This is a genomic window from Corynebacterium sp. c24Ua_83, from assembly GCF_039907245.1.
Taxonomy (GTDB): Bacteria; Actinomycetota; Actinomycetes; order Mycobacteriales; family Mycobacteriaceae; genus Corynebacterium.
This window is the reverse complement of the sequence record NZ_JASBOI010000006.1, coordinates 26,342-52,078: the sequence shown is the minus strand read 5'-3', so window position 1 is coordinate 52,078 and position 25,737 is coordinate 26,342. Positions and strand designations below refer to the sequence as shown.

The 25,737-nt window shown below is 62.6% G+C and carries 26 protein-coding genes; 17 read left to right on the top strand and 9 right to left on the bottom strand.

Features of this window, described 5'->3' with window-relative positions:
• Positions 1–425: 425 nt before the first annotated feature.
• From QKE30_RS06025 to QKE30_RS06010, 4 genes are all read right to left on the bottom strand, one after another.
• On the bottom strand, positions 426–992 hold the full coding sequence (locus QKE30_RS06025; RefSeq protein WP_347934342.1) for a hypothetical protein: 567 nt from the start codon (positions 990–992) through the stop codon (positions 426–428).
• Positions 993–1,071: 79 nt separating this feature from the next.
• Positions 1,072–2,001 (bottom strand): universal stress protein, encoded by a 930-nt coding sequence (locus QKE30_RS06020; protein WP_347934341.1) that lies wholly within the window; start codon positions 1,999–2,001, stop codon positions 1,072–1,074.
• Between the two features lie 25 nt (positions 2,002–2,026).
• Complete coding sequence (locus QKE30_RS06015) at positions 2,027–2,494, bottom strand: MarR family transcriptional regulator (RefSeq protein ID WP_034985170.1); 468 nt, start codon at positions 2,492–2,494, stop codon at positions 2,027–2,029.
• A 141-nt stretch (positions 2,495–2,635) separates the two neighbouring features.
• Positions 2,636–3,727: an inositol-3-phosphate synthase gene (locus QKE30_RS06010; RefSeq protein ID WP_034985171.1), complete on the bottom strand. Its 1,092-nt coding sequence runs from the start codon at positions 3,725–3,727 to the stop codon at positions 2,636–2,638.
• A gap of 123 nt (positions 3,728–3,850) precedes the next feature.
• Here QKE30_RS06010 and QKE30_RS06005 point away from each other — a divergent pair, with 123 nt between their 5' ends.
• From QKE30_RS06005 to rplI, 7 genes are all read left to right on the top strand, one after another.
• A complete protein-coding gene (locus QKE30_RS06005; protein WP_347934340.1) occupies positions 3,851–4,258 on the top strand; it encodes a DUF5318 family protein in 408 nt (135 codons plus the stop codon).
• Between the two features lie 535 nt (positions 4,259–4,793).
• Complete coding sequence (locus QKE30_RS06000) at positions 4,794–6,842, top strand: transglycosylase domain-containing protein (RefSeq protein ID WP_347934353.1); 2,049 nt, start codon at positions 4,794–4,796, stop codon at positions 6,840–6,842.
• Positions 6,823–8,520: a glycosyltransferase 87 family protein gene (locus QKE30_RS05995; protein WP_347934339.1), complete on the top strand. Its 1,698-nt coding sequence runs from the start codon at positions 6,823–6,825 to the stop codon at positions 8,518–8,520. Before QKE30_RS06000 ends, QKE30_RS05995 begins: the two co-directional genes overlap by 20 nt.
• Positions 8,513–8,695, top strand: coding sequence for a hypothetical protein (locus QKE30_RS05990; RefSeq protein WP_034985176.1), 183 nt, complete (start codon positions 8,513–8,515; stop codon positions 8,693–8,695). The genes QKE30_RS05995 and QKE30_RS05990 overlap by 8 nt, the downstream gene beginning before the upstream one ends.
• A 152-nt stretch (positions 8,696–8,847) precedes the next feature.
• On the top strand, positions 8,848–9,135 hold the full coding sequence (rpsF, locus tag QKE30_RS05985) for a 30S ribosomal protein S6 (RefSeq protein WP_070488642.1): 288 nt from the start codon (positions 8,848–8,850) through the stop codon (positions 9,133–9,135).
• A gap of 138 nt (positions 9,136–9,273) precedes the next feature.
• Entirely contained in the window at positions 9,274–9,918 is a 645-nt protein-coding gene (locus tag QKE30_RS05980; RefSeq protein WP_239200841.1) for a single-stranded DNA-binding protein, read from the top strand.
• An 82-nt stretch (positions 9,919–10,000) separates the two neighbouring features.
• Positions 10,001–10,453: a 50S ribosomal protein L9 gene (rplI, locus tag QKE30_RS05975; RefSeq protein WP_239200839.1), complete on the top strand. Its 453-nt coding sequence runs from the start codon at positions 10,001–10,003 to the stop codon at positions 10,451–10,453.
• Positions 10,454–11,521: 1,068 nt separating this feature from the next.
• Here the strand turns inward: rplI and QKE30_RS05970 are convergent.
• Positions 11,522–13,186 carry an NAD(P)/FAD-dependent oxidoreductase gene (locus tag QKE30_RS05970; protein WP_239200838.1) on the bottom strand — a complete coding sequence of 555 codons (1,665 nt, stop codon included), beginning with the start codon at positions 13,184–13,186 and terminating at the stop codon, positions 11,522–11,524.
• Between the two features lie 527 nt (positions 13,187–13,713).
• On the opposite strand from QKE30_RS05970, the gene dnaB reads away from it, so the two are divergent.
• A complete protein-coding gene (gene dnaB / locus QKE30_RS05965; RefSeq protein WP_239200837.1) occupies positions 13,714–15,285 on the top strand; it encodes a replicative DNA helicase in 1,572 nt (523 codons plus the stop codon).
• Positions 15,286–15,383: 98 nt separating this feature from the next.
• Here dnaB and QKE30_RS05960 read toward each other — a convergent pair whose 3' ends face one another.
• On the bottom strand, positions 15,384–15,875 hold the full coding sequence (locus QKE30_RS05960) for a MarR family winged helix-turn-helix transcriptional regulator (protein ID WP_347934338.1): 492 nt from the start codon (positions 15,873–15,875) through the stop codon (positions 15,384–15,386).
• A gap of 171 nt (positions 15,876–16,046) precedes the next feature.
• Here QKE30_RS05960 and QKE30_RS05955 point away from each other — a divergent pair, with 171 nt between their 5' ends.
• From QKE30_RS05955 to QKE30_RS05945, 3 genes are read left to right on the top strand one after another with little or no spacing between them, the layout of a single operon-like run.
• Positions 16,047–16,592 (top strand): YceI family protein, encoded by a 546-nt coding sequence (locus QKE30_RS05955; protein ID WP_347934337.1) that lies wholly within the window; start codon positions 16,047–16,049, stop codon positions 16,590–16,592.
• A gap of 54 nt (positions 16,593–16,646) precedes the next feature.
• The gene (locus QKE30_RS05950) at positions 16,647–17,174 is read left to right on the top strand and encodes a CrcB family protein (RefSeq protein WP_347934336.1); all 528 of its coding nucleotides are present in this window, start codon (positions 16,647–16,649) and stop codon (positions 17,172–17,174) included.
• Positions 17,171–17,620 (top strand): CrcB family protein, encoded by a 450-nt coding sequence (locus tag QKE30_RS05945; protein ID WP_347934335.1) that lies wholly within the window; start codon positions 17,171–17,173, stop codon positions 17,618–17,620. The genes QKE30_RS05950 and QKE30_RS05945 overlap by 4 nt, the downstream gene beginning before the upstream one ends.
• Before the next feature lie 35 nt (positions 17,621–17,655).
• Here the strand turns inward: QKE30_RS05945 and QKE30_RS05940 are convergent, their stop codons facing one another.
• Complete coding sequence (locus QKE30_RS05940; RefSeq protein ID WP_347934334.1) at positions 17,656–18,159, bottom strand: hotdog fold domain-containing protein; 504 nt, start codon at positions 18,157–18,159, stop codon at positions 17,656–17,658.
• 142 nt (positions 18,160–18,301) lie between these two features.
• On the opposite strand from QKE30_RS05940, the gene trxA reads away from it, so the two are divergent.
• The gene (gene trxA / locus QKE30_RS05935; RefSeq protein WP_034985479.1) at positions 18,302–18,673 is read left to right on the top strand and encodes a thioredoxin; all 372 of its coding nucleotides are present in this window, start codon (positions 18,302–18,304) and stop codon (positions 18,671–18,673) included.
• 36 nt (positions 18,674–18,709) lie between these two features.
• Here trxA and QKE30_RS05930 read toward each other — a convergent pair whose 3' ends face one another.
• Positions 18,710–19,768, bottom strand: a complete 1,059-nt coding sequence (locus QKE30_RS05930) for an NAD(P)-dependent alcohol dehydrogenase (RefSeq protein WP_347934333.1) — start codon at positions 19,766–19,768, stop codon at positions 18,710–18,712.
• 167 nt (positions 19,769–19,935) lie between these two features.
• Here QKE30_RS05930 and QKE30_RS05925 point away from each other — a divergent pair, with 167 nt between their 5' ends.
• The 4 genes from QKE30_RS05925 to QKE30_RS05910 all read left to right on the top strand — a co-directional run bounded on the left by QKE30_RS05925 (position 19,936) and on the right by QKE30_RS05910 (position 24,194).
• Positions 19,936–20,511 (top strand): DUF6230 family protein, encoded by a 576-nt coding sequence (locus tag QKE30_RS05925; protein WP_347934332.1) that lies wholly within the window; start codon positions 19,936–19,938, stop codon positions 20,509–20,511.
• A complete protein-coding gene (locus QKE30_RS05920) occupies positions 20,501–21,496 on the top strand; it encodes a DUF6114 domain-containing protein (protein WP_347934331.1) in 996 nt (331 codons plus the stop codon). The genes QKE30_RS05925 and QKE30_RS05920 overlap by 11 nt, the downstream gene beginning before the upstream one ends.
• 177 nt (positions 21,497–21,673) lie before the next feature.
• Positions 21,674–22,474, top strand: coding sequence for a PspA/IM30 family protein (locus tag QKE30_RS05915; protein WP_347934330.1), 801 nt, complete (start codon positions 21,674–21,676; stop codon positions 22,472–22,474).
• 142 nt (positions 22,475–22,616) lie between these two features.
• Complete coding sequence (locus QKE30_RS05910) at positions 22,617–24,194, top strand: MDR family MFS transporter (protein WP_255717210.1); 1,578 nt, start codon at positions 22,617–22,619, stop codon at positions 24,192–24,194.
• On the opposite strand, the gene QKE30_RS05905 is transcribed toward QKE30_RS05910, so the two are convergent.
• The gene (locus tag QKE30_RS05905; RefSeq protein ID WP_347934329.1) at positions 24,191–24,940 is read right to left on the bottom strand and encodes an alpha/beta hydrolase; all 750 of its coding nucleotides are present in this window, start codon (positions 24,938–24,940) and stop codon (positions 24,191–24,193) included. The genes QKE30_RS05910 and QKE30_RS05905 overlap by 4 nt on opposite strands.
• 73 nt (positions 24,941–25,013) lie before the next feature.
• On the opposite strand from QKE30_RS05905, the gene QKE30_RS05900 reads away from it, so the two are divergent.
• On the top strand, positions 25,014–25,709 hold the full coding sequence (locus tag QKE30_RS05900; protein ID WP_347934328.1) for a YafY family protein: 696 nt from the start codon (positions 25,014–25,016) through the stop codon (positions 25,707–25,709).
• Positions 25,710–25,737 lie beyond the last annotated feature (28 nt).

Sequence of the window (25,737 nt, the reverse complement as noted above, 5' to 3'; positions counted from 1 at the left end):
GGTGCGTGACCGCGCTGGGGGTGCGTGCGCCTTCATTACAGTCACGGAGGGAAGCTGCGGATTCTAAGGCGCTGAATCGAACTAAAGTGCGAATCATGCATCCGAAACGTCACAGTGACGCTTCCGAAAGGCGCAGATTGGGCTTTTTCGAGGCGTCGATGACGGGTTGGGCGGCCCGCTCGAGGGGCGAATGTCCCAAATTCCAGCTCTTAAAGTATAATTATTCTGTTTTTGCAGGTCAGAGCGTTGCTATATTGGGCTTCAAACGCTCTACTTTCAATAACTCGACGATTTGGGACACTGCCCGCGAGACCAGATGGGGCTGGGGGAAGTGAGGTGCGGTGCCAGTGGATCTAGCAGGCGGGCTGGCGGAAGTGAGGCGCGGGGCTCGTGGAAGTGGCCCGGGGTTTGGAGAACTAGAAGAACTAGAGGTTGTGGTCGAGGAGCAGGTACGCGCCGACCGACGTGATCCAAGCCATGCAGAACGGCATGATGAACCAGATAACCGCCACCCATGGACGCCAGCGCTGGTGGTTCTTCCACTTGTAGTAGGTGATAAAAGCCGAGCCGAACAGACCAAAGAAAGCCACGGAAGTGGGAACTATGGCAAACAGCAGCTGGAAGACCCGGCTGCACAGCTGTGCGGAGGAGTCTGCATCGCAGTAGGGGCCGCCGATGACCTTGGAGGAAATCCAAATCAGGAACGCAGACAAAGTGGTGGCCACGATCACGCCAACGAAGAACCAAATCGCCTGGCGAGTGGACCTATTGTTGCGTTCGAGGCGGAGCAACGGGTCGGCCTCGTAGTCCAGCTCGGTGGGGGCGCTGGGGCGATCCAGCTCGGACATTTCGAGATGGGAGCCCTCGGGTGAGGAAGCGCCTGGCTGGGAGCTTGCGGGAGAGGAGCCGTCGGGAGCGGAGCCGTCGGGTTGGGAGGAAGGGTCCGGGTTATCAGCAGGTGAGGGGTCGTTGTTCAAACCTTCATTGCTCATAATGACCTCAAATCTACACCCGTTGGTACCTAATCAGAACCCGTGCGGGTTCGCGCACCGGGCGCCGGGCTAAGGCGCGCTAGACGGTGCTCAGCAGGACCGGCACCGGGCTGTGCCGCAGAATCTGGTTCGTCGACGGCCCAATGAACACGCGGTGGAAACCACCCAGCGTGCTGGATCCCATCACCAGCAGATCGCCCTTCTTCCACTTCAGGGCGTTAATCGCGCCGGACCAGCCGTAGCCGCTGCCGACCTCCATCTGCACGGTCAGGTCGCTGTGCCTGTTCAGCGCACGGTCCCGGCCACGGTCCAGCAGCGCCAGCGCCTGCTCACGCCACTCGACCATCATGTCCGAGTTGTCAATGAATTCCGTCTCCGTCGGGTACATCGTCGCCCCGCGCGGGCTAAACGCCACCAGCCGCAGCGGAACATTCCAACGGTGCGCCAGGTCGGCGGCGCGGCGCAGGGCCTCGTGTGACTGGTCGGTGTCGATGTAACTGCAATTGACCCTGGTGACGCCACGTTTCGACAGCTTCGGCGTCCGCGGAGCCAGCAGTAGTGGCAGCGGGGCGTAGTGCAGCAGTGCATCAGCCGTCGAGCCGATTCGGAAGCGAGAATGCGGCGCGGCGGGGTGGGAGCCCAAGATCATCATGTCGGCGTTGAACTCGGCGGCGGCGTCAATAAGAGCCTTCGTTTCCGAGTGATCAACAGTGACGGTGGAGGGTTCGTCGGCGTCCAGCATCTGCTCCGGCAGCTTGGCTAGAGCGAGCGCCTTCTGCGCGGCAGAGGAGACAGCCTTGGATTCCTTTTCGATCCACTCCGAGTAGCTGTCGAACTCCAGCTCCGGCTGCGCCGTCCAAGAGCGCGAGATGACCGTGGCGGTGCGCAGGGCGATGGTTTCCGTGCGGGCGATCCAGGCGGCGACCTGCGCAGCCTCGTCACCTGCGGATTCGGGGCGCCATGTGAGGAGTAGACGGAGGGGGTCGGCGGGCTTAGGGGTGTTGCTCAAGGAAAATTGCTCGCTAGCTCCAGCTTTAGTGCTGGTCGTTGTTCAGCTTTGCCTCTATGGACTCAGTGTAGCGGCGCAGGACCAGCTCGATGACAGAGGTGGCGTCGGCAACTTCCTTGAGTTCTTCCTCGCTGAGGCTGTCCAGCATGCTGGCCAGCTGCTCGGCACGCTCCTCGCCCAGGCGCTCGAGCTCCTCGCGGCCCTTGTCGGTGAGGGCGACGCTCACGCCGCGGCGGTCGGAGGTGTCGCGCACGCGGGTGACCAGTTCCATCGTCTCCAGCTGGTTGACCGCGTTGGAGGCGGTGGGCATGCGGATCGTCTCGGTGGCCGCGATCTGGCTGATGCGCATTGGGCCGTTTTCCTCGAGAATCATGAGGATCGACAGTTGCGCCATGCTGATGTGCGAGCTCTCTGTTTGGCGGAAGTACAGCAGGTACAGGCGCGTCAACGGGAGGCGCAGTTTCTTGGCAATTTCAAGAGATGTGGAAGCCATAGGTACTAAAATACAACAGTTTTGCAAGTAAATGCTCATGAGGGTCGCCTAGCAAGGCTGTTTTGCCCCCTACGGATAGAAACAAGTGGCGGTGACGCCCACTGTTGCAAAGGCGTGCACCGACACTCCCGCACCCAGTTCTTATGCGCCGTTGATGAACTCTTCCAGCTGCGCGCGGGCGACGTCGTCCGGTAGCTGCGTCGGCGGGGACTTCATCAGGTAGCTGGAGGCCGCCTCAACCGGGCCGGCCACTCCCCTGTCCAGCGCGATCTTCGCGGCGCGCACTGCGTCGATGATGATGCCCGCGGAGTTCGGGGAGTCCCAGACTTCCAGCTTGTACTCCAGGTTCAGAGGCACTTCGCCGAAGGCGGAGCCCTCCAGGCGGACGTAGGCCCACTTGCGGTCGTCCAGCCACTCCACGTAGTCGGACGGGCCGATGTGGACGTTGCGGTCGTGCACCTTGCCGGCCAGCGGGCTTTCCTGCAGGTTGGAGGTCACGGCCTGGGTCTTGGAGATCTTCTTGGATTCCAGGCGGTCGCGGTCCAGCATGTTCTTGAAGTCCATGTTGCCGCCGACGTTCAGCTGCATGGTGCGCTCCAGGCGCACGCCGCGCTCCTCGAAGAGGCGGGCCAGCACACGGTGGGTGATCGTAGCGCCGACCTGGGACTTAATGTCATCGCCGACGATCGGCAGGCCAGCTGCACGGAACTTTTCGGCCCACTCTGGGTCGGAGGCGATGAATACCGGCAGGGCGTTGACGAAGGCGCAGCCTGCGTCGATGGCGCACTGTGCGTAGAAGCGGTCGGCTTCCTCAGAGCCGACGGGCAGGTAGCTGACCAGCACGTCTACGTTTGCGTCGCGCAGCGCCTGCGGCACGTCGACGGGCTCTGCGTCGGATTCTGTGATGCTCTCCTGGTAGTGGCGGCCCAGGCCGTCGAAGGTGTGGCCGCGCTGCACGGTCACTCCGGTGTGGGGGACGTCGGCGATCTTGATGGTGCAGTTCATGCCCGCGTCGATGGCCTCGGAGACGTCCTTGCCTACCTTGTCGGCGTCCACGTCGAAGGCGGCGGTCACGTGCACGTCGCCGACCGAGTAGGGGCCGAACTGGGTGTGCATGAGGCCGGGGACGTTCTCGGTCGCGGCGGCGTCAGAATAAAGGTGAATTCCCTGGATCAGTGAGGTCGCGCAGTTGCCGAGACCCACGATTGCGATGTTGCAAGTCTTAGATGTCATGCGGTCAACGCTAGGGCTTGGCCTGGTGAAAACCGCTCTTCGTCGGCAGGTTTACCGATCAAGCCGGGTTGGTTTATCGATCAAGCTCGCGCGCGGTGGGGTTGTCCGGGCCGTGTTTAGAATGTGGGTGTGTCGATTTCGCGAAAGGTTATTGATAGGTCACTCGATCGCCGTCGCACTCTTTCTCGGGTGCGCGGCGTCGAGCGCTTTGTTGGTGACGCCACCCCGCGGCTCCTTTCGTCCGCGGAGGTTCTAGGTCAGGCAGTCGACCGCCCGTGTCCGGTGTGCGGAAGGCCTGATTTAAGGGAAACGCAGTGGATTCACGGCGACGTATTAGGTGAAAAGTCGGGTACAGCGCGTAGTGTAAGAGAGATCAATGGTGTTATTGATGCGCTAGTGAATGTGCAACAGGATGCTGAGTTCTCGATACACACCGTTGAAGTGTGCATGAAGTGTAGATGGAATCACTTGATCCGAGAAGAGCTGATCGGAATCACGATCGACAATCAGGAGACTCGTCTAGTTGAGTAGCGACAAGCCGTCCAAGAACCCGTTCTCCCGCGGTGGTGCCGGAAATTCCGGAGCTGGCCGTGGCGGACAGCGGAAGCCGGGCCAACCGGGTAGGCCTCGCCAGGGCCAGTCGGGTAAGCCCGGTAAGCCCGGCAAGCCAGGCCAGCCCGGCCAGCGCAGGGCTGCGAATGGCAAGCCAGCACAAGGCCGCCCAACACGGGGCAGGTCAGCACAGGGCCGTCCAGTGCAGGGTAAGCCTGTGCAGGGTCGTGGTACCAAGCCGGTGAAGTCTGGTGGTCCCCGCCGAGCTGCAGCCGCAGCGGGCGCTGGGGCTGGTGCTGCGGGGGCGGCGGCGTCACAAAGAAAGAGGCCGCAGAACAACGGCCAAAACAGGCCCAACAAGAATGGGCCTAACAAGAATGGACCACAGACTCGCGTGAATAAGAATGGATCCCGCTCAGTGGGCGATGGAAAGCTGAAGGCAAGGACGCGCAAGAAGCGCAGCTGGCGCGATAAGCGCACCCTGCGAAACTTCTTCGCGGGTCTGGCGGCCGTCATGGCAGTGATGATTATTGTGCCGCTGGTGGCATTCTTCACCGCATACTCGGTGACGAAGGTGCCGGAGCCGGAAGAGTTGGTTAACAACCAGATCTCCTACATCATGGCCAGCGATAACAACACCGAGCTGGCGCGCATCGTGCCGCCGGAGGGTAACCGTCAGAACGTCAAGATCGACGAAGTCCCGATGGCAGTTCGGCAGGCCGTGCTGGCTGCGGAGGACCGCGAGTTCTACAGTAACCCCGGCTTCTCTGTCTCCGGCTTCGCCCGCGCGGCGATCGGCCAGGTGCTGGGCCGCGAAGGCGCCGGCGGTGGCTCGACCATTACCCAACAGTACGTGAAGAACGCGCTGGTCGGCGACGAGTTCAGCTTGAGCCGTAAGGCCAAGGAGCTGGTTATCTCCGCGAAGATGGCCCGCGAATGGTCGAAAGACGAGATCCTCGAGGCCTACCTGAACACCATTTACTTCGGCCGCAACGCCTACGGCATCAGCGCGGCTTCCCATGCCTACTTCGATAAGGACGTCAAGGACCTCACCCCGGAGGAAGGCGCAGTGCTGGCCGCAACCATCCAGGCGCCCTCTGGCCTGGATCCGTGGACCAACCGCGAGCGTGCGGAATCGCGCTGGAATTACGTTCTGGACGGAATGGTTGGGATCGGTGCCATGAAGGAAGCCGATCGCAAGAACGCCGTGTACCCGCAGGTGAAGGACCCGGCGGAAACCGCGGAAAGTACCCAAGCCGTGGGCACCAACGGTTTGATCAAGACCAAGGTGATCGAAGAGCTGGAGCGCGCCGGCATCACTGAGGAACAGGTAAATACGGGTGGTCTGAAGATCACCACCACCATCGACGCGAAGATGCAGGCCGATGCGGTGGATGAGATCCACAAGAAGCTCGAGGGCCAGCAGGAAGGCCTGCGCACGGCCGTGGTCTCGGTGGATCCGAAGACCGGCGGCGTGCGCTCCTGGTACGGCGGCGATAACCCAGTGGGCTTCGACTTCGCCGGGGGAGGCCTGCAGACCGGTTCTACGTTCAAGATTTTTGCGCTGGCTGCATACCTGGACCAGGGCGGCAGCATCTACGACCAGTTCGACTCCTCCCCCGTCATGACCGGTGACGCGCAGGTAAACAACGTCGGCGGCGCCAGCTGTGGCACATGTAGCATCGCCGAAGCGCTGAAGCAGTCGCTGAACACCAGCTTCATCCGCCTGACCCAGTCGTTAAAGGGCGGCCCGCAGGACGTCGCCGACATGGCGCACCGCCTGGGCGTGGCCGAGGAGCTGCCGGGTGTGGGCAAGACCCTGCAGGAGGCAAACGGTAAGCCGGAAGAAGGCATCACGCTGGGCATGTACCAGTCCAGCCCGCTGGATATGGCCACCGCCCTGGCAACCCTGACCAACGGTGGCATCTACCACCGCCCACACTTCGTGCAGAAGGTGGAGAACTCCAACGGCGACGTGCTGCTGGATAACACCAAGGACGAAGGCGACCGCGTGGTCTCCGAGGAAGTCGCCAAGGGCCTGATCCAGGCGATGCAGCCCATTGCGGCGTATTCCAACGGCAACTCGCTGGCCGGTGGCCGTCCCTCGGCTGCAAAGACCGGTACGGCGCAGCTGGGCGATACCGGCGAGAATAAGGACGCCTGGATGCTGGGTTCCACCCCGCAGCTGTCCACCGCAGTGTGGGTTGGTACTGCCGAGGGCAAGCCGATTCACAACAGCTACGGCGGCATCATGTACGGCTCCGGCCTGCCCGCTCAGATCTGGAAGGGCGTGATGGATCGCTCGCTGGAAGGCAAGGAGGTCGAGCAGTTCAGCACCGGTGCAGCGGTTTCCGGCGGCGGTGGTTACGTCGGCGGAGGAGCCTCCCAGGGTGGCGACAGCGGTGCCCAGGAGCAGGAGCAGGCAGAGCCGGAAGCTCCGGAACCGGCCTCCCCGCCGGCGCCCGCGCCGCAGCCCGAGCCGCAGCGACCGGCTCCGGGTGGTGGCAACCCGCCGCAGAACAATGACCTACAAGACCTAATCGATGGAATCCTCAACCCATAGGAAACCGACCGCCGGGAGTCCGGCCGCGGGCTCGGCCACGAGCCGGGGCGCGGACTCGAGCGCAGAGCAGGCCACGCAGTCGGCCGCGGGCCAGCGCGCCGAGCAGCGTGTGCTGCCCTCCCGCACCGAGCCGATGGCCCGCGGATTCATCCGCTTCATCGGCGGCCCACCCGGCGCCCACGCCCTTATCGGCCGAGCGAACTGGTGGACTCCCCTGCGCGTTCTGCTCGCCACCGCCGCCACCTTCCTAGTGTTCGGTTGGTTGCAAAAGGCGCAGTGCATCCGCACCGGCTTCGACGGCGATGGCAACCCCTTTGTGGACTGGTCCGGGAAGCGCCAATTCACCTCCGCCTGCTACTCCGACACGATCTCCCTGTATGCCGGCCGCGGGCTGGATAACCTCGACTTCCCCTACTTCACCTCCTTCGTAGACGACGGCGTCACGCGGTACATGGAATACCCCGTGCTCACGGGGCTGTACCAGTGGCTGATGGCCGCGATCGCGCGCCCAGTGGAGGCCGTGTGGAACTTCCTCCCCCTGCCGCAGGTAGCTCCCGCGGCGATCTACTTCGGAGTCAACGCATTCTTCCTGGCTCTGTTCTGGCTGATCGCCACCGGCCTGATGACGAAACTCACCGGCAACCGAGTGTGGGACACGCTCCTGATGGCGGCCTCTCCCCTGGTCATCGTCCACGCCTTCACTAACTTCGACCTGCTGACCTGCGCGGCGGCCGTCGCCATCTTCGTCTTCTGGGCCAACCGGCGCCCCGGCTGGGCCGGCGTGGCCACGGGCGTGGGCGTGGCGCTGAAGCTCTGGCCCGCGTTCATCGGTGGCGCACTGATCCTGCTGTGCCTGCGCCAACGCGCCTGGGTTCCGCTGGCGAAGCTGGTCGGCTGGACCTTCGGCAGCTGGCTGGTCATTAACCTGCCGATCATGGTCTTCGCGCCGGAAGGTTGGTCGCAGTTCTTCAAGCTGAACTCCGAACGCGGTTGGGAAGGCTCGACCATCTATGCCGTCATTGCGCACATCGTAGGTAATGACGCCTGGAACGGCGTGTCTCCCACCAGGTCTGTCGAAGGCGTCGAAACTCTCAACCTGCTGACAGGCGTACTGCTGCTGATCGCACTTCTGGCTTTAGCCTGGCTGGTCATCTTCGCCGCGCCGCGCACTCCGCGGGTCGGCCAGGTGGCGTTCCTGGCCACGCTGGCCTTCATGATTACAAACAAGGTGTGGAGCCCGCAGTACTCCATATGGCTGGTGCCGCTGCTGGTGCTGGCTCTCCCCCGCTGGCGATTGGTCTTTGGCTGGGCGGCATTGGAGACTGTGTATTGGTACCTGCGCATGTGGCAGTTCCTGCCAGCGAACCAGGCTGCGCCGCACTGGCTGGTCGATACCGTGACCATCGTCCGACTAGGCCTGCTGGTGTTTATGGCGGTTTTGGTCATCCGGCAGATCATGGGCCGCAGCCCGGACCCGATCCGCGAGGCTCACGGAGGCCGCGACCCGCTGGCCGGAGTGCTGGCGGAGGAGTCAGCCGTGGTGCAGGATGGCGCGCTAGCCGAGGCACCTGCGGATGCGCCAACCAACCACTCCGCGCGCGAGAACGGGAATGGTTCCGGCGGAGAAGTGGGCGTCAATAAGAAAGGCGCCGAAAAGAAAGAGAGCAACGATGGATAACACGACCATTATCATCACCATGGCCAGTGTGCTGGTGGGATTCCTGTGCGTGGGCGGAAGCTTCGCGAGTTTTATGTACGGCAAGTCGAAGAAGCAGGTGTGGACGCTTTTCAGCTTCGCCGTCTTGTTCCTGACAATCGTGCCGGTGGGGTTGGCGGTATTCGTTGCAGCGTAGGGGCGCGTGGGGCTCGGCTTGGGGCGTGAGGGAGGCATTTCTTAAAACGCGGGGCACCAGGTAGGCTGAGAGAGTTGCTGACGCAACGACCCTCCTGCCATGCCCAAAAGGGGTATGGCCGAAACACAAGACCATAGGAGGTGATGAGGTCCGTGCGTCAATACGAGATGATGATCATCATCGACCCTTCCCAGGATGAACGCACCGTTGCCCCGTCGCTGGACAAGTACTTGGATATTGTCCGCAAGGAAAACGGTTCCGTGGAAAAGGTTGATATCTGGGGCAAGCGTCGCCTCGAGTACCCGATCAACAAGAAGGAAGAGGGCATCTACGTTGTTCTCGACCTGAAGTGTGAGTCGGCTACCGTGCTGGAAATTGACCGCCTGCTCAACATCAACGACCAGATCCTGCGCACCAAGGTGCTGCGGAAGGACCAGTAGCTTTCACAGCTGCAGGTTCCGAACGGACTGTACAGGCACCTTTAAACCACTAACCTAAGCACTGTAACCACAGTAACCATTTCGGGCTTCTATTCTTTTTGACGCCCACACGTCACCACACAACGTTAGGAAAGAAACATGGCACAGGGAGATACCCAAATCACCGTGGTCGGCAACATCGTTGCGGATCCGGAACTGCGCTACACCCCCAACGGGGCCGCAGTGGCTAACTTCCGCGTGGCCTCCACGCCCCGTCGCTACGACCAGCAGGCTGGTCAGTTCGTCGACGGCGAGCCGCTGTTTTTGACCTGCAACGTGTGGCGCCAACCAGCCGAGAACGTGGCAAACAGCCTGAACAAGGGCGACCGCGTGATCGTGACCGGCCGACTGCGCCAGCGTTCCTACGAGGATCGCAACGGCGAGCGCCGCACCGTCTTCGAGATTGAGGTGGAAGAGGTCGGCCCTTCGCTGCGCTTCGCTACCGCGGATATCAACAAGGCATACCGTGGCGGCGGCCAGGGCGGAAACGCTGGTGGCGGCGGAGGCTTCGGCGGCGGTAATGCCGGCGGCTTCGGTGGCCAGGGCGGTCCGGGCCAGGGTGGCCAGGGTAATGGTGGCGGCCAGGGCGGCTTCGGCGGGAACGCCGGCAACCAGGGTGGCCAGGGTAATCAGGGACAGAACAACCAGGGCTTCGGTGGCCACAATGCGGCCATGGATGACGACCCGTGGAACTCTGCCCCACAGTCCGGTTTTGGTGATGGCGACGACGAGCCGCCATTCTGATCGGCTAGCTTAAAAGCTGCTGGTCAGCGTTAAATTTTTTGAACATAATTGGTCAAACCAAAGCACAACGAAAGGCTGGATCATGAAGCTGATCCTCACCGCCAACGTTGACAAGCTCGGTGTCCCCGGCGACATCGTAGAGGTCAAGGCTGGCTACGGACGTAACTACCTGCTTCCGCGCGGCTACGCAATTGTTGCTACCCGCGGCGCTGAGAAGCAGATCGAAGGAATTAAGCGCGCGCAGGAAGCACGACAGATCCGCGACCTGGATCACGCACGCGAGGTTAAGGAAGAGCTGGAGAACCTGAGTGGCGTGACCGTAGCGGTCCGCACCGCAGAGACCGGCAAGATCTTCGGCTCCGTCACTGCAGATCAGATTGTTGATGCAGTGAAGAAGGCCAACGGTCGTTCCCTGGATAAGCACACCATCAAGCTGCGCAAGGGCGATGTTAAGGCAACCGGCGTTTACTCTGTGGACGTTCAGCTGCACGACGGCATCGTTGCATCCCTGAGTTTCGAGGTCGTTTCCGCGTAACTTCGCCCCGCTTGGCCGGCATTTCGGCTGGCTGGCATGGTCGGCTATTAAGTTGGCCTACTCTGGCTGGCTGATGTTTCAGTTGGCTGGCTTGGCTGGCTAGCATTCCAGTTGGCTGGCATCGCCGCGAGCTCCTGCGATCTGCGCCTAGACACCACAGGTCGCGTGATCCGTGCCTAGACACCACGGATCGGATGCTTAGTGATTAGACACCACTGTTCGCGTGCTTAGACACCACGCGGCGGCATTCACGCCCCGGAGCTGCGCGAGGAGCCGCTGAGTTCAGAAGATGCCACTGAGCATGCTGCCAAGCTAGCTACTGTGCTAGCTGCTGGGCCAGCTGGTAATCTTGCCGCCGAGATGCTTGCACAGCTAGGCGTCGAAGCGGCTGCTGAATTAGCCGCTGAGCTGCGAAGATGCGCGTGCGACTATAACGCACCAGAAAAACTTAACTTAGACAACAGCAGGTTGAGGCCCCACGCATTCGTGCGTGGGGCCTTTTCCGTTGCCCGGTTTCTGATGTTCGGCCACTGCCTGGGTACTGCTCGGCGGCTGCCCGGCCACTGCTAGACCACACTGCCTGGCTGCATAGTCAGGCCATACTGCCTGACCGTATTGCCTGGCCCTTTTACCTGGCAGCCATCGCCAGTGGCGCTAATTGCTAAGGAAGTTGCAGTAGGGGGCAGTCAATGTCTGGGGATACTGCAGTAGGTGGTTTTAAATGTCGGAAAAGTTGCACTTCGTAGGGCTAAATGTCGGAAAAGTTGCAAAACTAAAATTGCCACCGGAACCGAGAACCAAAGAAAACTCGCTGACTTGCATATTTGCAAGATTGCAAATGGTTTGCGATAACAGAATGCAACTTTTCCGACATTTAAGGCTCTGCAACTCAGGATTCACGCTCCGCCGGTCTGCCAGAGCCCCTGGGGCGCTCCCTGTAGTTCCAGGAGGCTCTGTGCCGACCCCAACCTGCGAAGCTCAGCGGACATTCGGTGTCTCCAGGTACCGGCGCAGCTGCTAAACCCGCATTCCAGCACACACACGGCGCCCCAAGTACCAGCGCAAGTGCTAAACCCGCAGTTCAGCGGCCCCTCCGCCTCCGACGCCAGCCGCCAGCGGAGCCGCCGCCTCCAGCGCCTCCACACCGAAGGCCATGTCGTGGGTATTGTCCGCACTGGTGTAGGTACGGCGCTCCTTGATGTAGTCGTGCTCCATCCGCCACGGATCCCCAGCGGCCTGGCGCGGCAGAGTCCCCACGCTGCGCTGGATATAGCCACTGGACATCTCCAGGAGCGGCAGGTCGGCGGGCTCGCCGTCGGGCAGGACCGGGCACGCCCACTGCTCGCCGCGCGAATCCATGTCCTTCCACAGCTGCACCAAGTACCGCGAGGTCATGTCCGCGCGCAGCGTCCACGACTGGTTCAGGTACCCGATGGTGTAGGAGAAGTTCGGCAGTCGATTAGCCATCATGGCACGATAAGCCACCAGAGATTCGGTGGGTACTGGGGCGCCATCGACTGAGAAGTTGGCGTCACCAAAAGCAAGAAGTTGTAGTCCCGTGGCGATCACCAAGACATCAGCCTCGATGTACCCGCCGGAGCGCAGCCGCACTCCGCCGGCGTCGACGCGCTCGATGTGGTCGGTGACGACCTTCGCCCCGCCGCGCACAGCCTTGAAGAAATCGCCGCCGGGGGACTTACAGACGCGCTGGTCCCACGGGCCGTATGGGGGAGTGAAGTTGCGGCGGACCTCGTCGGCGGGCAGGTAAAGGCGGTTCCAGCCGCGGAAGACGAGCTTCGCGATGCTGGGAAAGGTCTGGCACAGGTGGTATTGCGCCATGTCGCGGCCGATGTGCAGGGTGCGCGCCAGGCGGTGGCCGAATTTGCCGGGCTCGGTGCTTAAGCCCAGGCCGACGAGGGAGCTGATCGTGTCGGTCTCCGGCAGCGGCGCGATGTAGGTGGGGGTGCGCTGCAGCATCGTCACGTCCGCACCCATCGCGTGCAGCGCCGGGACCAGCGTAATTGCCGTCGCGCCGGAGCCGATCACCGTGACCTTCTTGCCGCGCACGTCGAGGTCGCGGGGCCATTGCTGCGGGTGCAGGGCGGTGCCTTCGAAGGTATTGACGCCCTCAATCTCCGCCGTGAACCCTTCAGCATGGCGGTAGTATCCGGTGGCGAAGTGGAGGCGGCGCGTCCACGTGGTGATGGTCGGCTGCTCGGGGTTGGCGGAGGCGGCAGAGTCAGAGCCGTCGGTGCCTTCGGAGTTTGCGTGGCCGGGGCGGCCGACGCGCATGGTGACCTCCCAGAGGCCGCGGTCGGTGTGGAAGTTCACGGATTCGACCCAGGTAGATAGTTGCAGGCGGTCGAGTATGCCGATTTCCTGGGCAGCTTCGCGACAGTAGTCGCGGATCTGCTTGCCGGAGCCGAGGGTGCCCTTGTGTGGCCACTTTTTGAAGGGGAGGGAGAACGTGGCCATGTCGGAGTCCGAGCGGATGCCGGGGTATTGGAAGGTGGCCCAGGTTCCGCCGACGTCGTAGTTGGAGTCCACGGCGGCCCAGTTCCAGCCGGGGAAGTTCTTGTTGACGTGGTAGGCGAGGTCGATGCCGGAGAGGCCGGCGCCGACGATGAGGAGGTCGAGGGGGCGCTCAGCGGTAGCTTCCGTTAGCGCGGGGAGGGTGGATGTGGATGGGTTGGCGGAGGAGCTGGTGGTTGGGTCGGTGGGTGTGGGATTCATGAGGCACACCGTACTCCAAGGTTGTGCAGTGTGTAGGAAAACCCATATTTTACTTCCCCTTAGGAAACCGAACATGAAGGGCGTACGTGTGGGGGCTGGAGGCGCGCGGGTGGGAGCAGGGAGCGGTCGAGGCGGTGGCTGTAGTGGGAGTCATAGCGCTGATCTACATGGCGGCCGGAAAGGCGACCGGGCTAGCGGTTATGGCGGTGAATAAAGTGTGAATAATTTAAGGATTTAGGCGACCTGGGGGTTTGTTTGACCGTAATCGCCTGGCCTGCGGGTTTGTCTATCCCCAAGTTATCCACCGATGAAGAGAGAAGCTTTCACGCCAGTCACACGCCTTTGACCTGCAGAAATAGTGAAAGGCGCAGGTGAGAGCGTTGGCTATCCACAAGTTATCCACAAGCCATCCTGGGGGATTGTGGGTTATGCACATTTTGTCCACAAGTATATTCACAAGACCTGTGGATAACTCGTTCTGTATTGCCGCTTAGGGGTTGTCCCGCGCTGCCATTAAAGTGGTCGGCATGACCAAGAATGCAGGCATGAACTTCGACGACGGCGCCCCGCTGCCGGAGGAACCTTTCGACGATTTCGGCAACCCCAGCGACTTCGGCGCCGGCTCGGAAGGTGGCTTCGGTGCCGGCTCGGGCGCCGGGGGAGCGGGCGGCTTCGAGTCCTCCGGTCGTCGCGGCGGGGGTTTCCAGGGCGGTCGCAGGGGCCGTGGCGGCCAGGGCAGTCACGGCGGCGCTCAGCAGATTGTCCGCGAGATGCCGCAGAACCCGGAAGCCGAGCAGGGCGTGCTCGGCGGCATGATGCTGGATAAGGACGCCATTGCGGATGTCGTGGAGGTCCTCGTTGGCGATGACTTCTACGTGCCGAAGCACAAGACTATTTTTGACGCCATACTTCAGCTGTACGGCGAGGGTAAGGAAGTAGACCCGGTCATCGTCAGTGGCCGCCTGGACCGCGATGGCGTGCTGAGCTTCATCGGCGGCGCTGATTACCTGCACAGCGTCGTCCAGAAGACTCCGACCTCGGCAAACGTCGGCTACTACGCCTTGATTGTGCGGGAAAAGGCCACGCTGCGGCGCCTGGTTCAGGCTGGTACCACGATTGTGCAGCTGGGTTATGCGGGCACCGAGGGTGCGGACGTGGATAACGTGGTGGACCGCGCGCAGCAGGAGATGTTCGCCATCACCAACGATGCCGCGAAGGAGGACTACGAGGTCTTCGCGGAACTGGTCGCCTCCACAGTGGGGGAGATCGAGCAGTTAGAGAGCCAGGATGGCGTGGAGATGGGCATCCCCACCGGCTTTGCCGACCTGGATGACCTGACGAATGGTCTGCGCGGCGGCCAGATGGTGATTGTGGCGGCCCGCCCGGGTGTGGGTAAGTCCACGCTGGCGCTGGATTTCATGCGGTCGGCGTCGATCCAGCACGGCAAGGCATCGGCGCTGTTCAGCTTGGAAATGAGCAAGTCCGAGGTCATGATGCGCATCTTCTCTGCGGAGGCGGAGGTGCGCCTGGCTTCCATGCGCGGCGGCAAGCTGACCGACGACGATTGGGACCGCCTGACCGTGCGCATCGGCGAGATCGAGGACGCGCCGATCTACATTGACGATTCGCCGAACCTGACGATGATGGAGATCCGCTCGAAGGCGCGCCGCCTGAAGCAGCAGGTGGATCTGCAGCTGATCGTGGTGGACTACCTGCAGCTGATGTCCTCCGGCAAGCGAGTGGAATCACGCCAGCAAGAGGTCTCGGAGTTCTCCCGCCAGCTGAAGCTGCTGGCCAAGGAGGTCAACGTGCCGGTCGTTGCGATCTCGCAGCTGAACCGTGGCGTGGAGTCCCGTGGTGACGATGCGCTTCCGCGTGTCTCTGACCTGCGTGAATCTGGTTCGCTGGAGCAGGATGCCGACATGGTCATGCTGATTAACCGCCCGGATTCGCAGAACCCGGACCACGAGCGCGCGGGCGAGGCGGACATTATCCTCGCTAAGCACCGTGGTGGTCCCATTGGCACGGTGACGGTGGCCAACCAGCTGCAGTTCTCCAAGTTCTCCGACATGGCCCGCGACATCAGCCCCATGCCTTAAGTGTCACGCGGGGCAGCCGCGTGCTGGTGCTCCTGCGCCTCGCGCCCCGGGGGGCTCGCGCATTGCTCAGTGGGCCGCTCGTTGCCCCCGCGCCGCGCCTAATGCTGCTCGTTCAGCTTCGCCAGGATCGAGTAGAACTGCTCAATCTCCGCGTCGGTCAGCCGGTCAAATACCAGCTCGCGCACCTTTGCCACGTGGCCGGGCGCGGCAGTAGTGATCGCGTCGAGACCTGCGGGTTCAAGGACAACATAGGCCCCGCGCCCGTCGGCGTCACAAGTTTCGCGGCGCACAAGACCGCGCTTCGACATGCGCGTGATCTGGTGCGATAAGCGCGAACGGCTCCACTGCATCATGTTCGCCAGCGCGACGATTCGCTGCTGGTGGTTCGGCGATTCCGAAAGATGCACTAGAACCTCGTAGTCCGACAGCGATAGGGAAGTTTCCGCCGCCAGCTGCTGCGCCAGCTCGGCATTGATCTGGATGTGGGCGTTGAGCCACGCTCGCCACACCTGCTGCTCGCGGCTGCTCAGCCACGGGGTTCCCGCGTTGGCATCCGCATCTTGCGGAGAAGAGGTGTTTTCTTGTGTCATGTGCACCATTATCGCACATCAGTCAATATTGTTGATACATCAACTAAAAGTGTATAGGGTAGGAGCCAGCGCCGCATAGAGCGCACCACACTGGCTGAGAACGCCAACGGAAAACACCAATCGAGAACATCAACCGAAATATCTACCCAGAGACTTAACGAAAGGCTCAACATGACGAACGTCAACAACTACTCCGGCAACTTCCAGATCGACGCGGCACACTCCGAGATCGGCTTCGTCGCCCGCCACGCCATGGTCACCAAGGTCCGCGGCGCGTTCACCGATTTCGAGGGCACCGCCACCTCCGGCGAGAACCTGGAAGGCGCAAAGATCGACGTCAAGATCGACGTGAACAGCGTGGATACCCGCAATGCCGACCGCGACGGCCACCTGACCTCCGGCGACTTCTTCGAGACGGAGAAGTACCCGCACATCACCTTCACCTCCACGGACATCACCGCCGCCGGCGAGACCGCCATCAAGATCACCGGCGACCTGACCATCAAGGACGTCACGAAGCCCGTCACCATCGAGTTCGATTTCACCGGCGAGGTGCAGGACCCGTGGGGCCAGACCCGCGTCGGCTTCGAGGGCTCCACCAGCATCAACCGCCGCGACTTCGGCCTGGAGTGGAACACCGCCCTCGACGGTGGCGGCGTGCTCGTCTCCGAGAAGATCACCCTGAACTTCGACATTTCCGCCGTCAAGCAGGCCTAACCCGGCCCTGCCCGGCTGGCCACCTAACCCGGCCGCCTGGGTAATATTGCACCCATGAAACGCCTCCCGCCCATCGCCCTGGTTTTCCTCGGCGGCGCGCTAGGGGCGATTTTTCGTTGGGCGCTGACCGTCTGGATCCCCGCGCTCGGCGACCCGACGCGCGTCCGCGGCGCGGCCGCTCCGCTGAACGTCACCGGCGGAATCCCCCTCGGGGATATTGCATTGCTGGTGGTCAACGTCCTGGGGGCGCTCCTGCTGGGCCTTCTGGTCGGTATGATCCCGGAATCCGCCCACCCGCGCCGCGCGTTTTGGGGCACGGGGCTGCTCGGCGGATTCACGTCGTTTAGCTCGCTCGCTGCGGCTATTGACGCCCCCACCGACTCAACTACCGCCGTCCTCATCGGGGGAGCCTACGGTTTGATCACGCTGGTACTTGGCCTACTTGCGGCTGCGATGGGCCTGCGCCTCGGGCGGGATCTGCATGAGCTGGCGCGGCTGCGGCACGGGGGCAGTGCAGCCCAAGCAGACAGCGGCACCGGTGCTGAGCCGGAGGCCGCGCCGGGGGATGGGGGCACGCGATGAGCACCGGAGCGACCCTCGTGGAGCTGCTGGCTGTCGCCGTCGGCGGCGGAACGGGCGCGGCCGCCCGCTATGGCCTGGATACTTACCTGAAGTCCCGGCGCGGCTGGGCACCCCTGTGGAGCCTGGCGGTGGTGAACCTCCTCGGCACCGCCCTGCTGGGCCTGGTCCTTGGCTTCACTTCGCAGCACGCGGCGGGAATTGGCGAGCTGGCTGAACCAGCGGGCGCCGGCGCTCCCGGCGCGACGACCGCGACCCAGGACATCCTATTCCCCCTGGTAGGAGTGGGTTTGGCCGGTGGTTTCACCACGTTTTCCACGGTGATGGTGGAGGTCTTCACTCGGCCGCAGCCCACCCGCCGCATCGTCGGCGTGGTGGCGATGACCGTCGCCTGCTGCGCGGTATTCTTCCCTGCGCTCTGGGGCGGGGCGACGCTCGCGGGCGCCTAGCCTGCCGCGACCTACGCGGCAGCGTCTAGCATCTACTATTTTTTGGCAGTCACCCAGATGTCGATCTCCACGTAGGTGGATTCCTTGCCCTCATCGTCGGCGAAATGGATCTTCACCGGCACGGTCTGCCCGCCGGATTCCTTGGTGATCTTCTCGAAGTCCGGCAGCTCGGCCGTCGCGGTGGCAGTCAGGCTGCCCTTCGTCTTCTTCAGGTACTTCGTGCGCATACCCTGCGGCAGCCAGCGGTGCGTGTTGGGGATGGACGCCTCAGCCAGCATCCCCATCGCGAACTCCGCAACATTGCAGGCCGCAATGGCGTGGAAGGTTCCGATGTGGTTATTCAGCAGCCACCACTTCTTCGACTTCACCTGGCAGTAGCCCGGCCGCAGTTCCTGCAGGCGCGGTTGTACGGTCAGGAAGTAAGGCGCTTTAGCGCTGGCTGCCAGCGAAAACAGACCGTTGCCAAACGGCTTCTTCGCAAGATTCTTGTACAGTTTGAAAGTGCTAGACGGATTCGCGTTGGCGTCATAAATAGACATAGTGAGAACTCTAACGCGGAATAAAGCGAGCGTTGCGTAATGTTGGAAAAACATACACGCCCCTTTTAACGGTGCGCAGTAACAAAGCAGCGACAAAGCAGCGACAAGCTTTGAACGAAGCAATCAACCCGAAGGGAAAGAAATGGCGACCACTGAAATCACCGGAGCGAACTTCCAGGAAACCGTGCAGGGCGACGGCATCGTCGTGCTGGACTTCTGGGCAGATTGGTGTGGTCCGTGCAAGCGCTTCGCCCCGATCTTCGAGCAGGCCTCCGAGGAGAACCCGGACGCCGTGTTCGGCAAGGTGGATACCGAAGCCAACCAGGAGCTTTCCGCAGCCCTGCAGATCCAGTCGATCCCGACGCTGATGCTGTTCCGCGACGGAGTGCTGCTGGCTCGCGAATCCGGCCTGCTGCCGGGCAAGGCCATCAACGAGCTGATCGCCAAGGCCAAGGAGCTGGACATGGACGAGGTTCGCAAGCAGATCGAGGCCGAGCAGGGCGGGGCGCAGTAAGCGCTCGCGCTACAAGCCCCCGCGCTACGGCGTACGTTACAGCGTGTTGACGTCGATGACGAAGCGGTAGCGCACGTCCGAATTCAACACGCGCTGGTATGCCGTGTTGATCTCCTCTGCCGGGATGACCTCCGCCTCTGCGGTGATGCCGTGGGCTGCACAGAAATCAATCATCTCCTGAGTCTCCCGGATACCACCGATAGCGCTGCCCGCCACGGAACGGCGCTTACCGATCAGCGCACCAGCGCTGATCTGCATTTTCTCCGGCGGCAGCCCCAGCATCACCATCGTTCCGCCGCGCGCCAGGGTGGAAATGAACGGCGCGGGGTCCAACGGCGCGCTGACCGTATTAATGATCAGGTCGAAGTTCGCAGAAAAAGGCTTGTGCCAGTCCTCCTCCTTGGTGGCGACGTAGCGGCTGGCGCCGAAGGCCAGGCCGTCGGCCTCCTTGGACTTTGAGTGGCTGAGCACCGTCACGTCCGCGCCCATCGCCGCGGCCAGCTTCACCGCCACATGTCCCAGGCCGCCCATGCCGACCACCGCCACGCGGGAACCTTCGCCCACGCCCCAGTGCTTCAGCGGGGAATACGTAGTAATCCCAGCGCACAGTAGGGGAGTGGCCGCCGCGGCGGCATCAGACTCCAGGTCTGCGAAGGCCTCCGGGATGCGGACCAGGAACTCCTCGCGGCAGACGATGTGGGTGGAATAACCGCCCTGCGTGATCGTGCCGTCGATGCGATCCGGCGCGTTATATGTGCCGGTCGAGCCGTTCTCGCAGTAGTTTTCGTCGCCTTCGCGGCAGGCATCGCAATCCAGGCAGCTATCCACCAGACAGCCGATGCCGACCACATCGCCGGGGCGGAAGTTCTGCACCTCCGCGCCCACCTCGGTGACCTCACCGATGATCTCGTGGCCGGGGGTCATGGGGAAGTTATCGTGCGGCCAATCTCCATTTACAGTGTGGATGTCCGAGTGGCAGATGCCCGCCCAGCGGATCTTGATTAGGCAGTCGTTGGGGCGCAGGTCGCGCCGGGAAATTGTGGATTTTTCCAGCGCCTCGCCGGCGCCGGGGGCTGAGTAGCATGCAACGTCCATGTTCCCCAGGCTACGCAGATCCCGCGTGTGCAGCGCGGATTCGCACGGCCTGCGCTGGGGCGCGGGCGGACGCGGCCTAGAGGGCGTCAATAAAAAGAACGGCGATTCGCGCAACGGTGCCACTGCGGGGATAATGCGTAAGGGCTTTACAACAGGAGGCACGAAGAATGGGACGGATCAACGGCAAGAAGGCCGCAGTGGCGCTGACCGCCGGGCTGGTCGGCTTCGCCGGTACCGGAATGGCCGTGGCGAAGGGCGGAATCTCTGCGAACTTGGCGCTTTCCGGCTCTTTCTTCACCGTGACGATCGGCGGCCTGTCCGGGCAGGATTTCTCCCTGTTCATGGATAACGACACGAAGGGCGACGATCACCTGCCCGTCGCGCGCGTGAAGATGAAGCAGGCGAAGGCCTCTGACCTGTGCCTTTCCACAACCGTGCCGAACCTTCCCGCCGTCGGCGAGGCCACCCTTTCGCTGCGCGCCAACGGACAGAACAGCGTGGATGCAGACGATCTGATCGTGGGCTCCACCGACATCAAGGGCAGCCTGCGGATGGCCGACCCCAACCTTGGTATTGACGCCAGCCAGGTCAACCCCGAAGCGCCGAACGACGCCTGGGGTCTGCAGTCGAAGAACGTGCAGGTCGTGGCGGAGAAGATCATTGCCACGTCGGTAGGGGCGAAGCAGCTAAATGTCTCCGGAGTGGAGGCGAGCGTGCGCCGAGGAACCGAGAATGCCTGCTAAAGGACGGTTAGCGCGCTTCGCCGAGTGGCGCCGCAACCGACCGTTCGTGCCGGGGCTGTTGGTGCTGCTTTCGGGTGTTGTGATTATGACGCCCGCGTATCTGACGCTGCGCATTTCCGACCTACTGGTAATGATCTCCACGCTGTCGGGGGTTTCCACGCTATTCCTGGGCGCCGCGCAGATCATGTTCGCGCTGGGTATTTGGCTGAAGCCTGCTACGGCTCCCTACCTGGGGGTTTTCGCTATTCTGATATCGCTGGTGGCGTTGCCGGCTTCCAACATCGGCGGGTTCTTGTTGGGTTCACTGCTGGGAATTTTCGGTGGGGCGTTCGCGCTGGCGTGGGAGTCGGGGGAGCGGAAGCCGAAGAAGGCCCGGGGCGAGGGCAAGGAAAAGGACGGGGGCTCCGACGGCGGATACTCCGCGACAGTGGCGGCCCTGCTGGTGGCTGTGGGGATCGCCACCGGCGTGGGCATCCTGAATGCGAATGCCCCGTACAGTGTGGCCCAGCCCGCGCGTGTGGGCGACGTCGGCCAGGTCACCGCAGATAACGTGACCTTCAAGGGGAACGTGCACATCGGCGTGGATTCCGTGGGTACGGAGCAGGGCGGCCGCGACCTGCTGCGCATCACCGGCGACCGGCTGGAGATCAAGAACCTGCAGATCAGACTGCCCGGCCAGTGGGGCGACGGGCTGATGCAGACCGGCCCGGATGTGGAGACCTACGTGATCGAAGGCCCCGTCGTGGTGGAGGCTACGTCCCTGGAGGCCGTGCCCGCGCTGGCCGAGATCTCCACGGTCCCGGTGAAGGTGGACATTTCCGCTGGTGCTGGGGATGTGCTGCACCAGCTGGGTCTGGTGCTCAGCGAGGCGCCGATCCCGGACCCGGTGATGGAGGTCGTCTCCCTGAAACAAGTGAAGCTGGACCTGATGCACCTGACCGGGCGGGATATGAATGCCCCGGTGGTTCACCTGTACCCGCGCTAGCGGCGCGCTAACAGCCCGATCGGCCTCACGCGGGCACTTCGTGGCCCGCGCGGAGCCTCGCTCCCGCTTTCGCCCCGTGCGCTACGCGGAAAGTCAGTACGCTGGGATGCAGTTAACTTAAACAAACCACTACATCCCGACTAAGTACCGACTACATAGCGACACAGGAGTTTTCCCATGGCGAATCCATTTTCTAAGGGCTGGAAATACCTGATGCAGTCCCTCGACACTAAGATCGAGGAGAACGCGGATCCCCATGTGCAGATCCAGCAGGCCACGGAAGCGGCCCGCAAGCAGCACCAGCAGATTTCCGAAAGCGCAGCCCGCGTGATCGGTAACCGCAACCAGCTGGAAATGAAGATGAACCGCCTGCAGCAGGATGCGGAGAAGCTTTCGGGCAACGCCCGCACCGCCATCCAGCAGGCCGACAAGGCCGCGGCCGATGGCGACCGAGCCAAGGCCAACGAGCTGAACCAGACAGCCGAACTGTTCGCATCCCAGCTGGTCACGGTCGAGCAGCAGCTTGAGGAGACCAAGCAGCTGTACTCCGGTGCGGAAGAGGCCGCCCGCCAGGCGCAGCAGCAACAGCAGCAGTCCGCCGCCCGCCTCGAGGATCAGATGGCGCAGATCAACCAGCTGCGTTCCCGGGTGGATCAGGCGAAGATGCAGGAGGCCACCGCGAACTCCATGCAGCAGATGGATGGCCTGGTGCAGAACGATGACGTGCCGACCCTGGACAGCGTGCGCGAGAAGATCGAGCAGCGCTACGCCCAGGCGCTCGGCAGCCAGGAGCTCGTCGAGAACTCCGTGCAGGGCCGCATGTCCGAGATCGAATCCGCTGGTAACGACATGCGCGCCAGCTCCCGTCTGGAGGAAATCCGCGCCCAGGTGAACGCCGAGAACGGTGCGAACGCCCTCGAGCAGGGCGAGGGCAACGGCGACGGTGCTGGCGAGGCTCAGGGCGAACTGGAGCGCTAACCCGCCCACCCCGCTCTACCTGGCGGGCCCGCCTGCCTTGCGGGCACCTCTCACCCCTCTGCGGCCAGCAAACCTGGTGTAAAGTATCCAAGGTTCGCGGGTGCACCGATGCGCCCGCCTTTTACATCGTGGAGGGATACTTTTGTCTGAAGAATCTATTTCTGACGCCACCAACTCCGACCGCGCGGAGCACTCCGTCCCTCCCGGCGAGCCCGCGCCCGGCGCCAAGCTCCTGATCGGCGTGCTTGTCGCCGCGGCCTTCGTGGTGATCCTCAACGAGACCACCTTGTCCGTGGCCCTGCCCGTTTTGATGGGAGAGTTTGGCGTCACCGCCGATGCAGCGCAATGGCTGACCACAGCATTCATGCTCACGATGGCCGTGGTCATTCCGATGACTGGCTACATCATGCAGCGCTTCCGCCTGCGCTCGATCTACGCGACGGCGTTGACGACCTTCCTGGTCGGAACAGTCCTCGCGGCCGCAGCGCCGACGTTCCCGATCCTGCTGCTGGCGCGTGTGATCCAAGCCAGCGGCACGGCGCTGGTGATCCCGATGCTGATGACCACCATCATCCGGCTGGTTCCCATCAACCGCCGCGGTGCGGTATTCGGCCTGGTCTCAGTGGTTATTGCGGTGGCTCCGGCGCTGGGCCCGACGTTTTCCGGCGTGGTGCTGGAGGCTTTGGGCTGGCGCTGGATTTTCATCCTCGTCGCCCCGCTGGTGCTGATCGCCCTGGTCGCGGGCCTGTTCTTGGTGAAGAATTTCGAGGAGCCGAGCCGTCCTACTCTGGACGTGCTCTCCGTCTTCCTCTCCGCGTTCGGCTTTGCGGGGCTGGTGTACGGCCTGGCCGGCCTGTCGGAGCTGGCCGATGGCGTGCCGGTGCAGCGCCTGATCATCCTGGCCGTGGGTGCGGCGATCCTGGCGGTGTTCTTCCTTCGCCAGCGTTCCCTGGAGCGCAGCTCTAAGCCGGGTGCCACTCCTCTGTTGAACCTGCAGCCGTTGCGCGTGCGCGAGTACAACCTCTCGCTGGGGCTGCTGCTGTTCACGTTCTCCATGCTCTTCGGCTTCATCATTCTGATGCCGCTGTATGCGCAGAACGTCGCCGGCCTGTCGGAGCTGAAGACCGGCATGGTTTCCCTGCCCGGCGGCCTGGTCATGGGGCTGCTGGGCCCAGCGGTCGGCCGTGCCTACGACGCGCGCGGTACCCGTCCGCTGATCATCTCGGGCAGCATTTTGATCACCATCGGCATGATGGGCTTTGCCGCCCTGGAGCAGACGGAGCACCTGTTTTCTTGGGTTGGTTCCGGCACGTGGCCGGCGTTTGTGCAGCTCACGCTTGTTACGGTTGTGTTGAACTTGGGCATTGCTTTGATGATGACGCCCCTTATGTCCAACGCCCTGGCGGCCGTTCCGGACTCGTTGGCTTCCCACGCGCAGGCAATCTTGAATACTTTCCAGCAGGTTGCCGGTGGCGCAGGAACGGCAATCTTCGTGGCTGTGATGACTTTCGCCTCCACGCGGTACGCCTCTAGCAATGCGGAGGAATTGGCGGGTCTGGGTGCCACGGATCCTGCGCTGGTGGAGGCGCAGGTGGTGGGCCAGGGCATCCATGTGGCATTTCTGGTGGCGGCTTTCGCCTCGGTGGTGCTGATGGTGGCCTCGGCGTTTCTGAAGCTGGATGCGCGGGAATCCGCGCACCCGGGCGCGCCGAAGAACTAGAAACTTGATCGGGCAGGTTGCCCCGCAGCGTGGCCGATTACTTTGGCCAATGCCTCGGGACAGCTCCACATCGGCCAGTGCCCCGTGGGAAGATCAATGACGTCGATATTGTCGAGCCGGGCCACTTCGGCGAACATTGCGTGTCCCTCTTCGGCCAACTCCAGTACCTGCTCACTTGGTATAGAGCAGCACACCATCGTGGTCGGCACGCTGAAGCGGCCATCATTGGTTAGTTCGACAGCTGCACGCATGACAGGTCCCGGTTCGGCGACGGCCTTCTCGCGGAAGCACTGTAGGTGCTCTGCGCTAAGGCCTTCAAGACTGGCCTGTTGGCCGAGCTCCTCGAAGGAAGGCAGGGGCACCTCCGCGACCGACTCGGGGAGATCTGGGGCGAAGACGCTACCTGGCAAGACTGGACCCGAGTCCACCCACACAACCCGCCGGATCAGTTCTGGATGTTGGTCGATAGCGACACTGACCGGAGCATTAGCACCGCTGTGCGCGACGAGAACTACATTGCCTCCCTGCGCGTCGACTACTGATTGGATTGCCACGACTTGCTCATCGAGAGTCCTGTTCGCGCGCTGTGGGTCTTGATCGTCGAGGCCGGGAAGAGTGATCGGAATGGCGTGCATGCCGTTGGATGTCAGCTGTTCGGCGACTTCGTCCCATGCCCATGCCCCAAGCCAATGGCCCGCGATCAGGATTATCACGGGAGGGGTCTTTTCCTGCTGTTTTGATGTCATGGTGCCATCATGTCAGTGCTGTTGGACAGCAGTGTGTCACTATATACGTCATGAATTTTGAACGGGCATTTCCATGAAGCGATCCGAGCGTCTTCACGCTCTGACGGATGTTTTGCGGCGTAGTGGCTCCCGCGGAACCAGTGCTGAGCGCCTGGCGAGCGAGTTTGAGGTGTCGGTCCGCACCATCAAGCGTGACCTAGCTGCGCTGGAAAGCGCCGGACTGCCCATCTGGTCGCGCCCTGGCCCTGGCGGTGGATATGGCCTGGTCCCGGGTGCATCGCTTCCCCCGGTTCGATTGTCCCCGACGGAGGCAATGGCCTTGTTGGCTGCGAGCGTGTCGACTGATGCGCCGTATGCCGACCTGGCAACAACGGCGGCAGAGAAAATCGTCGACGTTCTTGATCCTCGTACGAGACAGCAAGCTGAGCGACTAGCTGAGCGTGTATGGGTTAATCCCTCTGCCACTTCGTTGAGGACTACACGCTCTGTATTGGAGCAAGCGATGACAGACCAAAAAGTGGTTCGAATTCAGTACGTCACCAGCGAGGGGGTTGAAAGCTGCCGCGATGTTGAACCGGTATTGTTCGCTTTCACCGACGGGCGTTGGTATCTGGTCGCATGGTGCCGTCTACGATCAGCGATCCGTTGGTTCGCGCTGTCACGGGTGAAGAAGGCCGTTGTTACCAGTGAGACTTGTTCTGGTCACGACATCAAGGAGGTTGGCATACCGCCCGTCCATGCGCGAAGCGTAAACCCTCATCACTGGTAAAACAGTTGACCAATGCTCCCGAGAACTA

What these genes read in the sequence shown, in the direction of transcription:
- QKE30_RS06025 (WP_347934342.1), bottom strand. Translation starts at nt 992, where the DNA reads ATGAGCAATGAAGGTTTGAACAACGACCCCTCACCTGCTGATAACCCG.
- QKE30_RS06015 (WP_034985170.1), bottom strand. Translation starts at nt 2,494, where the DNA reads ATGGCTTCCACATCTCTTGAAATTGCCAAGAAACTGCGCCTCCCGTTG.
- QKE30_RS06010 (WP_034985171.1), bottom strand. Translation starts at nt 3,727, where the DNA reads ATGACATCTAAGACTTGCAACATCGCAATCGTGGGTCTCGGCAACTGC.
- QKE30_RS06000 (WP_347934353.1), top strand. Translation starts at nt 4,794, where the DNA reads ATGGCAGTGATGATTATTGTGCCGCTGGTGGCATTCTTCACCGCATAC.
- QKE30_RS05995 (WP_347934339.1), top strand. Translation starts at nt 6,823, where the DNA reads ATGGAATCCTCAACCCATAGGAAACCGACCGCCGGGAGTCCGGCCGCG.
- QKE30_RS05990 (WP_034985176.1), top strand. Translation starts at nt 8,513, where the DNA reads ATGGATAACACGACCATTATCATCACCATGGCCAGTGTGCTGGTGGGA.
- QKE30_RS05980 (WP_239200841.1), top strand. Translation starts at nt 9,274, where the DNA reads ATGGCACAGGGAGATACCCAAATCACCGTGGTCGGCAACATCGTTGCG.
- rplI (WP_239200839.1), top strand. Translation starts at nt 10,001, where the DNA reads ATGAAGCTGATCCTCACCGCCAACGTTGACAAGCTCGGTGTCCCCGGC.
- QKE30_RS05970 (WP_239200838.1), bottom strand. Translation starts at nt 13,186, where the DNA reads ATGAATCCCACACCCACCGACCCAACCACCAGCTCCTCCGCCAACCCA.
- dnaB (WP_239200837.1), top strand. Translation starts at nt 13,714, where the DNA reads ATGACCAAGAATGCAGGCATGAACTTCGACGACGGCGCCCCGCTGCCG.
- QKE30_RS05960 (WP_347934338.1), bottom strand. Translation starts at nt 15,875, where the DNA reads ATGACACAAGAAAACACCTCTTCTCCGCAAGATGCGGATGCCAACGCG.
- QKE30_RS05955 (WP_347934337.1), top strand. Translation starts at nt 16,047, where the DNA reads ATGACGAACGTCAACAACTACTCCGGCAACTTCCAGATCGACGCGGCA.
- QKE30_RS05950 (WP_347934336.1), top strand. Translation starts at nt 16,647, where the DNA reads ATGAAACGCCTCCCGCCCATCGCCCTGGTTTTCCTCGGCGGCGCGCTA.
- QKE30_RS05945 (WP_347934335.1), top strand. Translation starts at nt 17,171, where the DNA reads ATGAGCACCGGAGCGACCCTCGTGGAGCTGCTGGCTGTCGCCGTCGGC.
- QKE30_RS05940 (WP_347934334.1), bottom strand. Translation starts at nt 18,159, where the DNA reads ATGTCTATTTATGACGCCAACGCGAATCCGTCTAGCACTTTCAAACTG.
- trxA (WP_034985479.1), top strand. Translation starts at nt 18,302, where the DNA reads ATGGCGACCACTGAAATCACCGGAGCGAACTTCCAGGAAACCGTGCAG.
- QKE30_RS05930 (WP_347934333.1), bottom strand. Translation starts at nt 19,768, where the DNA reads ATGGACGTTGCATGCTACTCAGCCCCCGGCGCCGGCGAGGCGCTGGAA.
- QKE30_RS05925 (WP_347934332.1), top strand. Translation starts at nt 19,936, where the DNA reads ATGGGACGGATCAACGGCAAGAAGGCCGCAGTGGCGCTGACCGCCGGG.
- QKE30_RS05920 (WP_347934331.1), top strand. Translation starts at nt 20,501, where the DNA reads ATGCCTGCTAAAGGACGGTTAGCGCGCTTCGCCGAGTGGCGCCGCAAC.
- QKE30_RS05915 (WP_347934330.1), top strand. Translation starts at nt 21,674, where the DNA reads ATGGCGAATCCATTTTCTAAGGGCTGGAAATACCTGATGCAGTCCCTC.
- QKE30_RS05905 (WP_347934329.1), bottom strand. Translation starts at nt 24,940, where the DNA reads ATGACATCAAAACAGCAGGAAAAGACCCCTCCCGTGATAATCCTGATC.
- QKE30_RS05900 (WP_347934328.1), top strand. Translation starts at nt 25,014, where the DNA reads ATGAAGCGATCCGAGCGTCTTCACGCTCTGACGGATGTTTTGCGGCGT.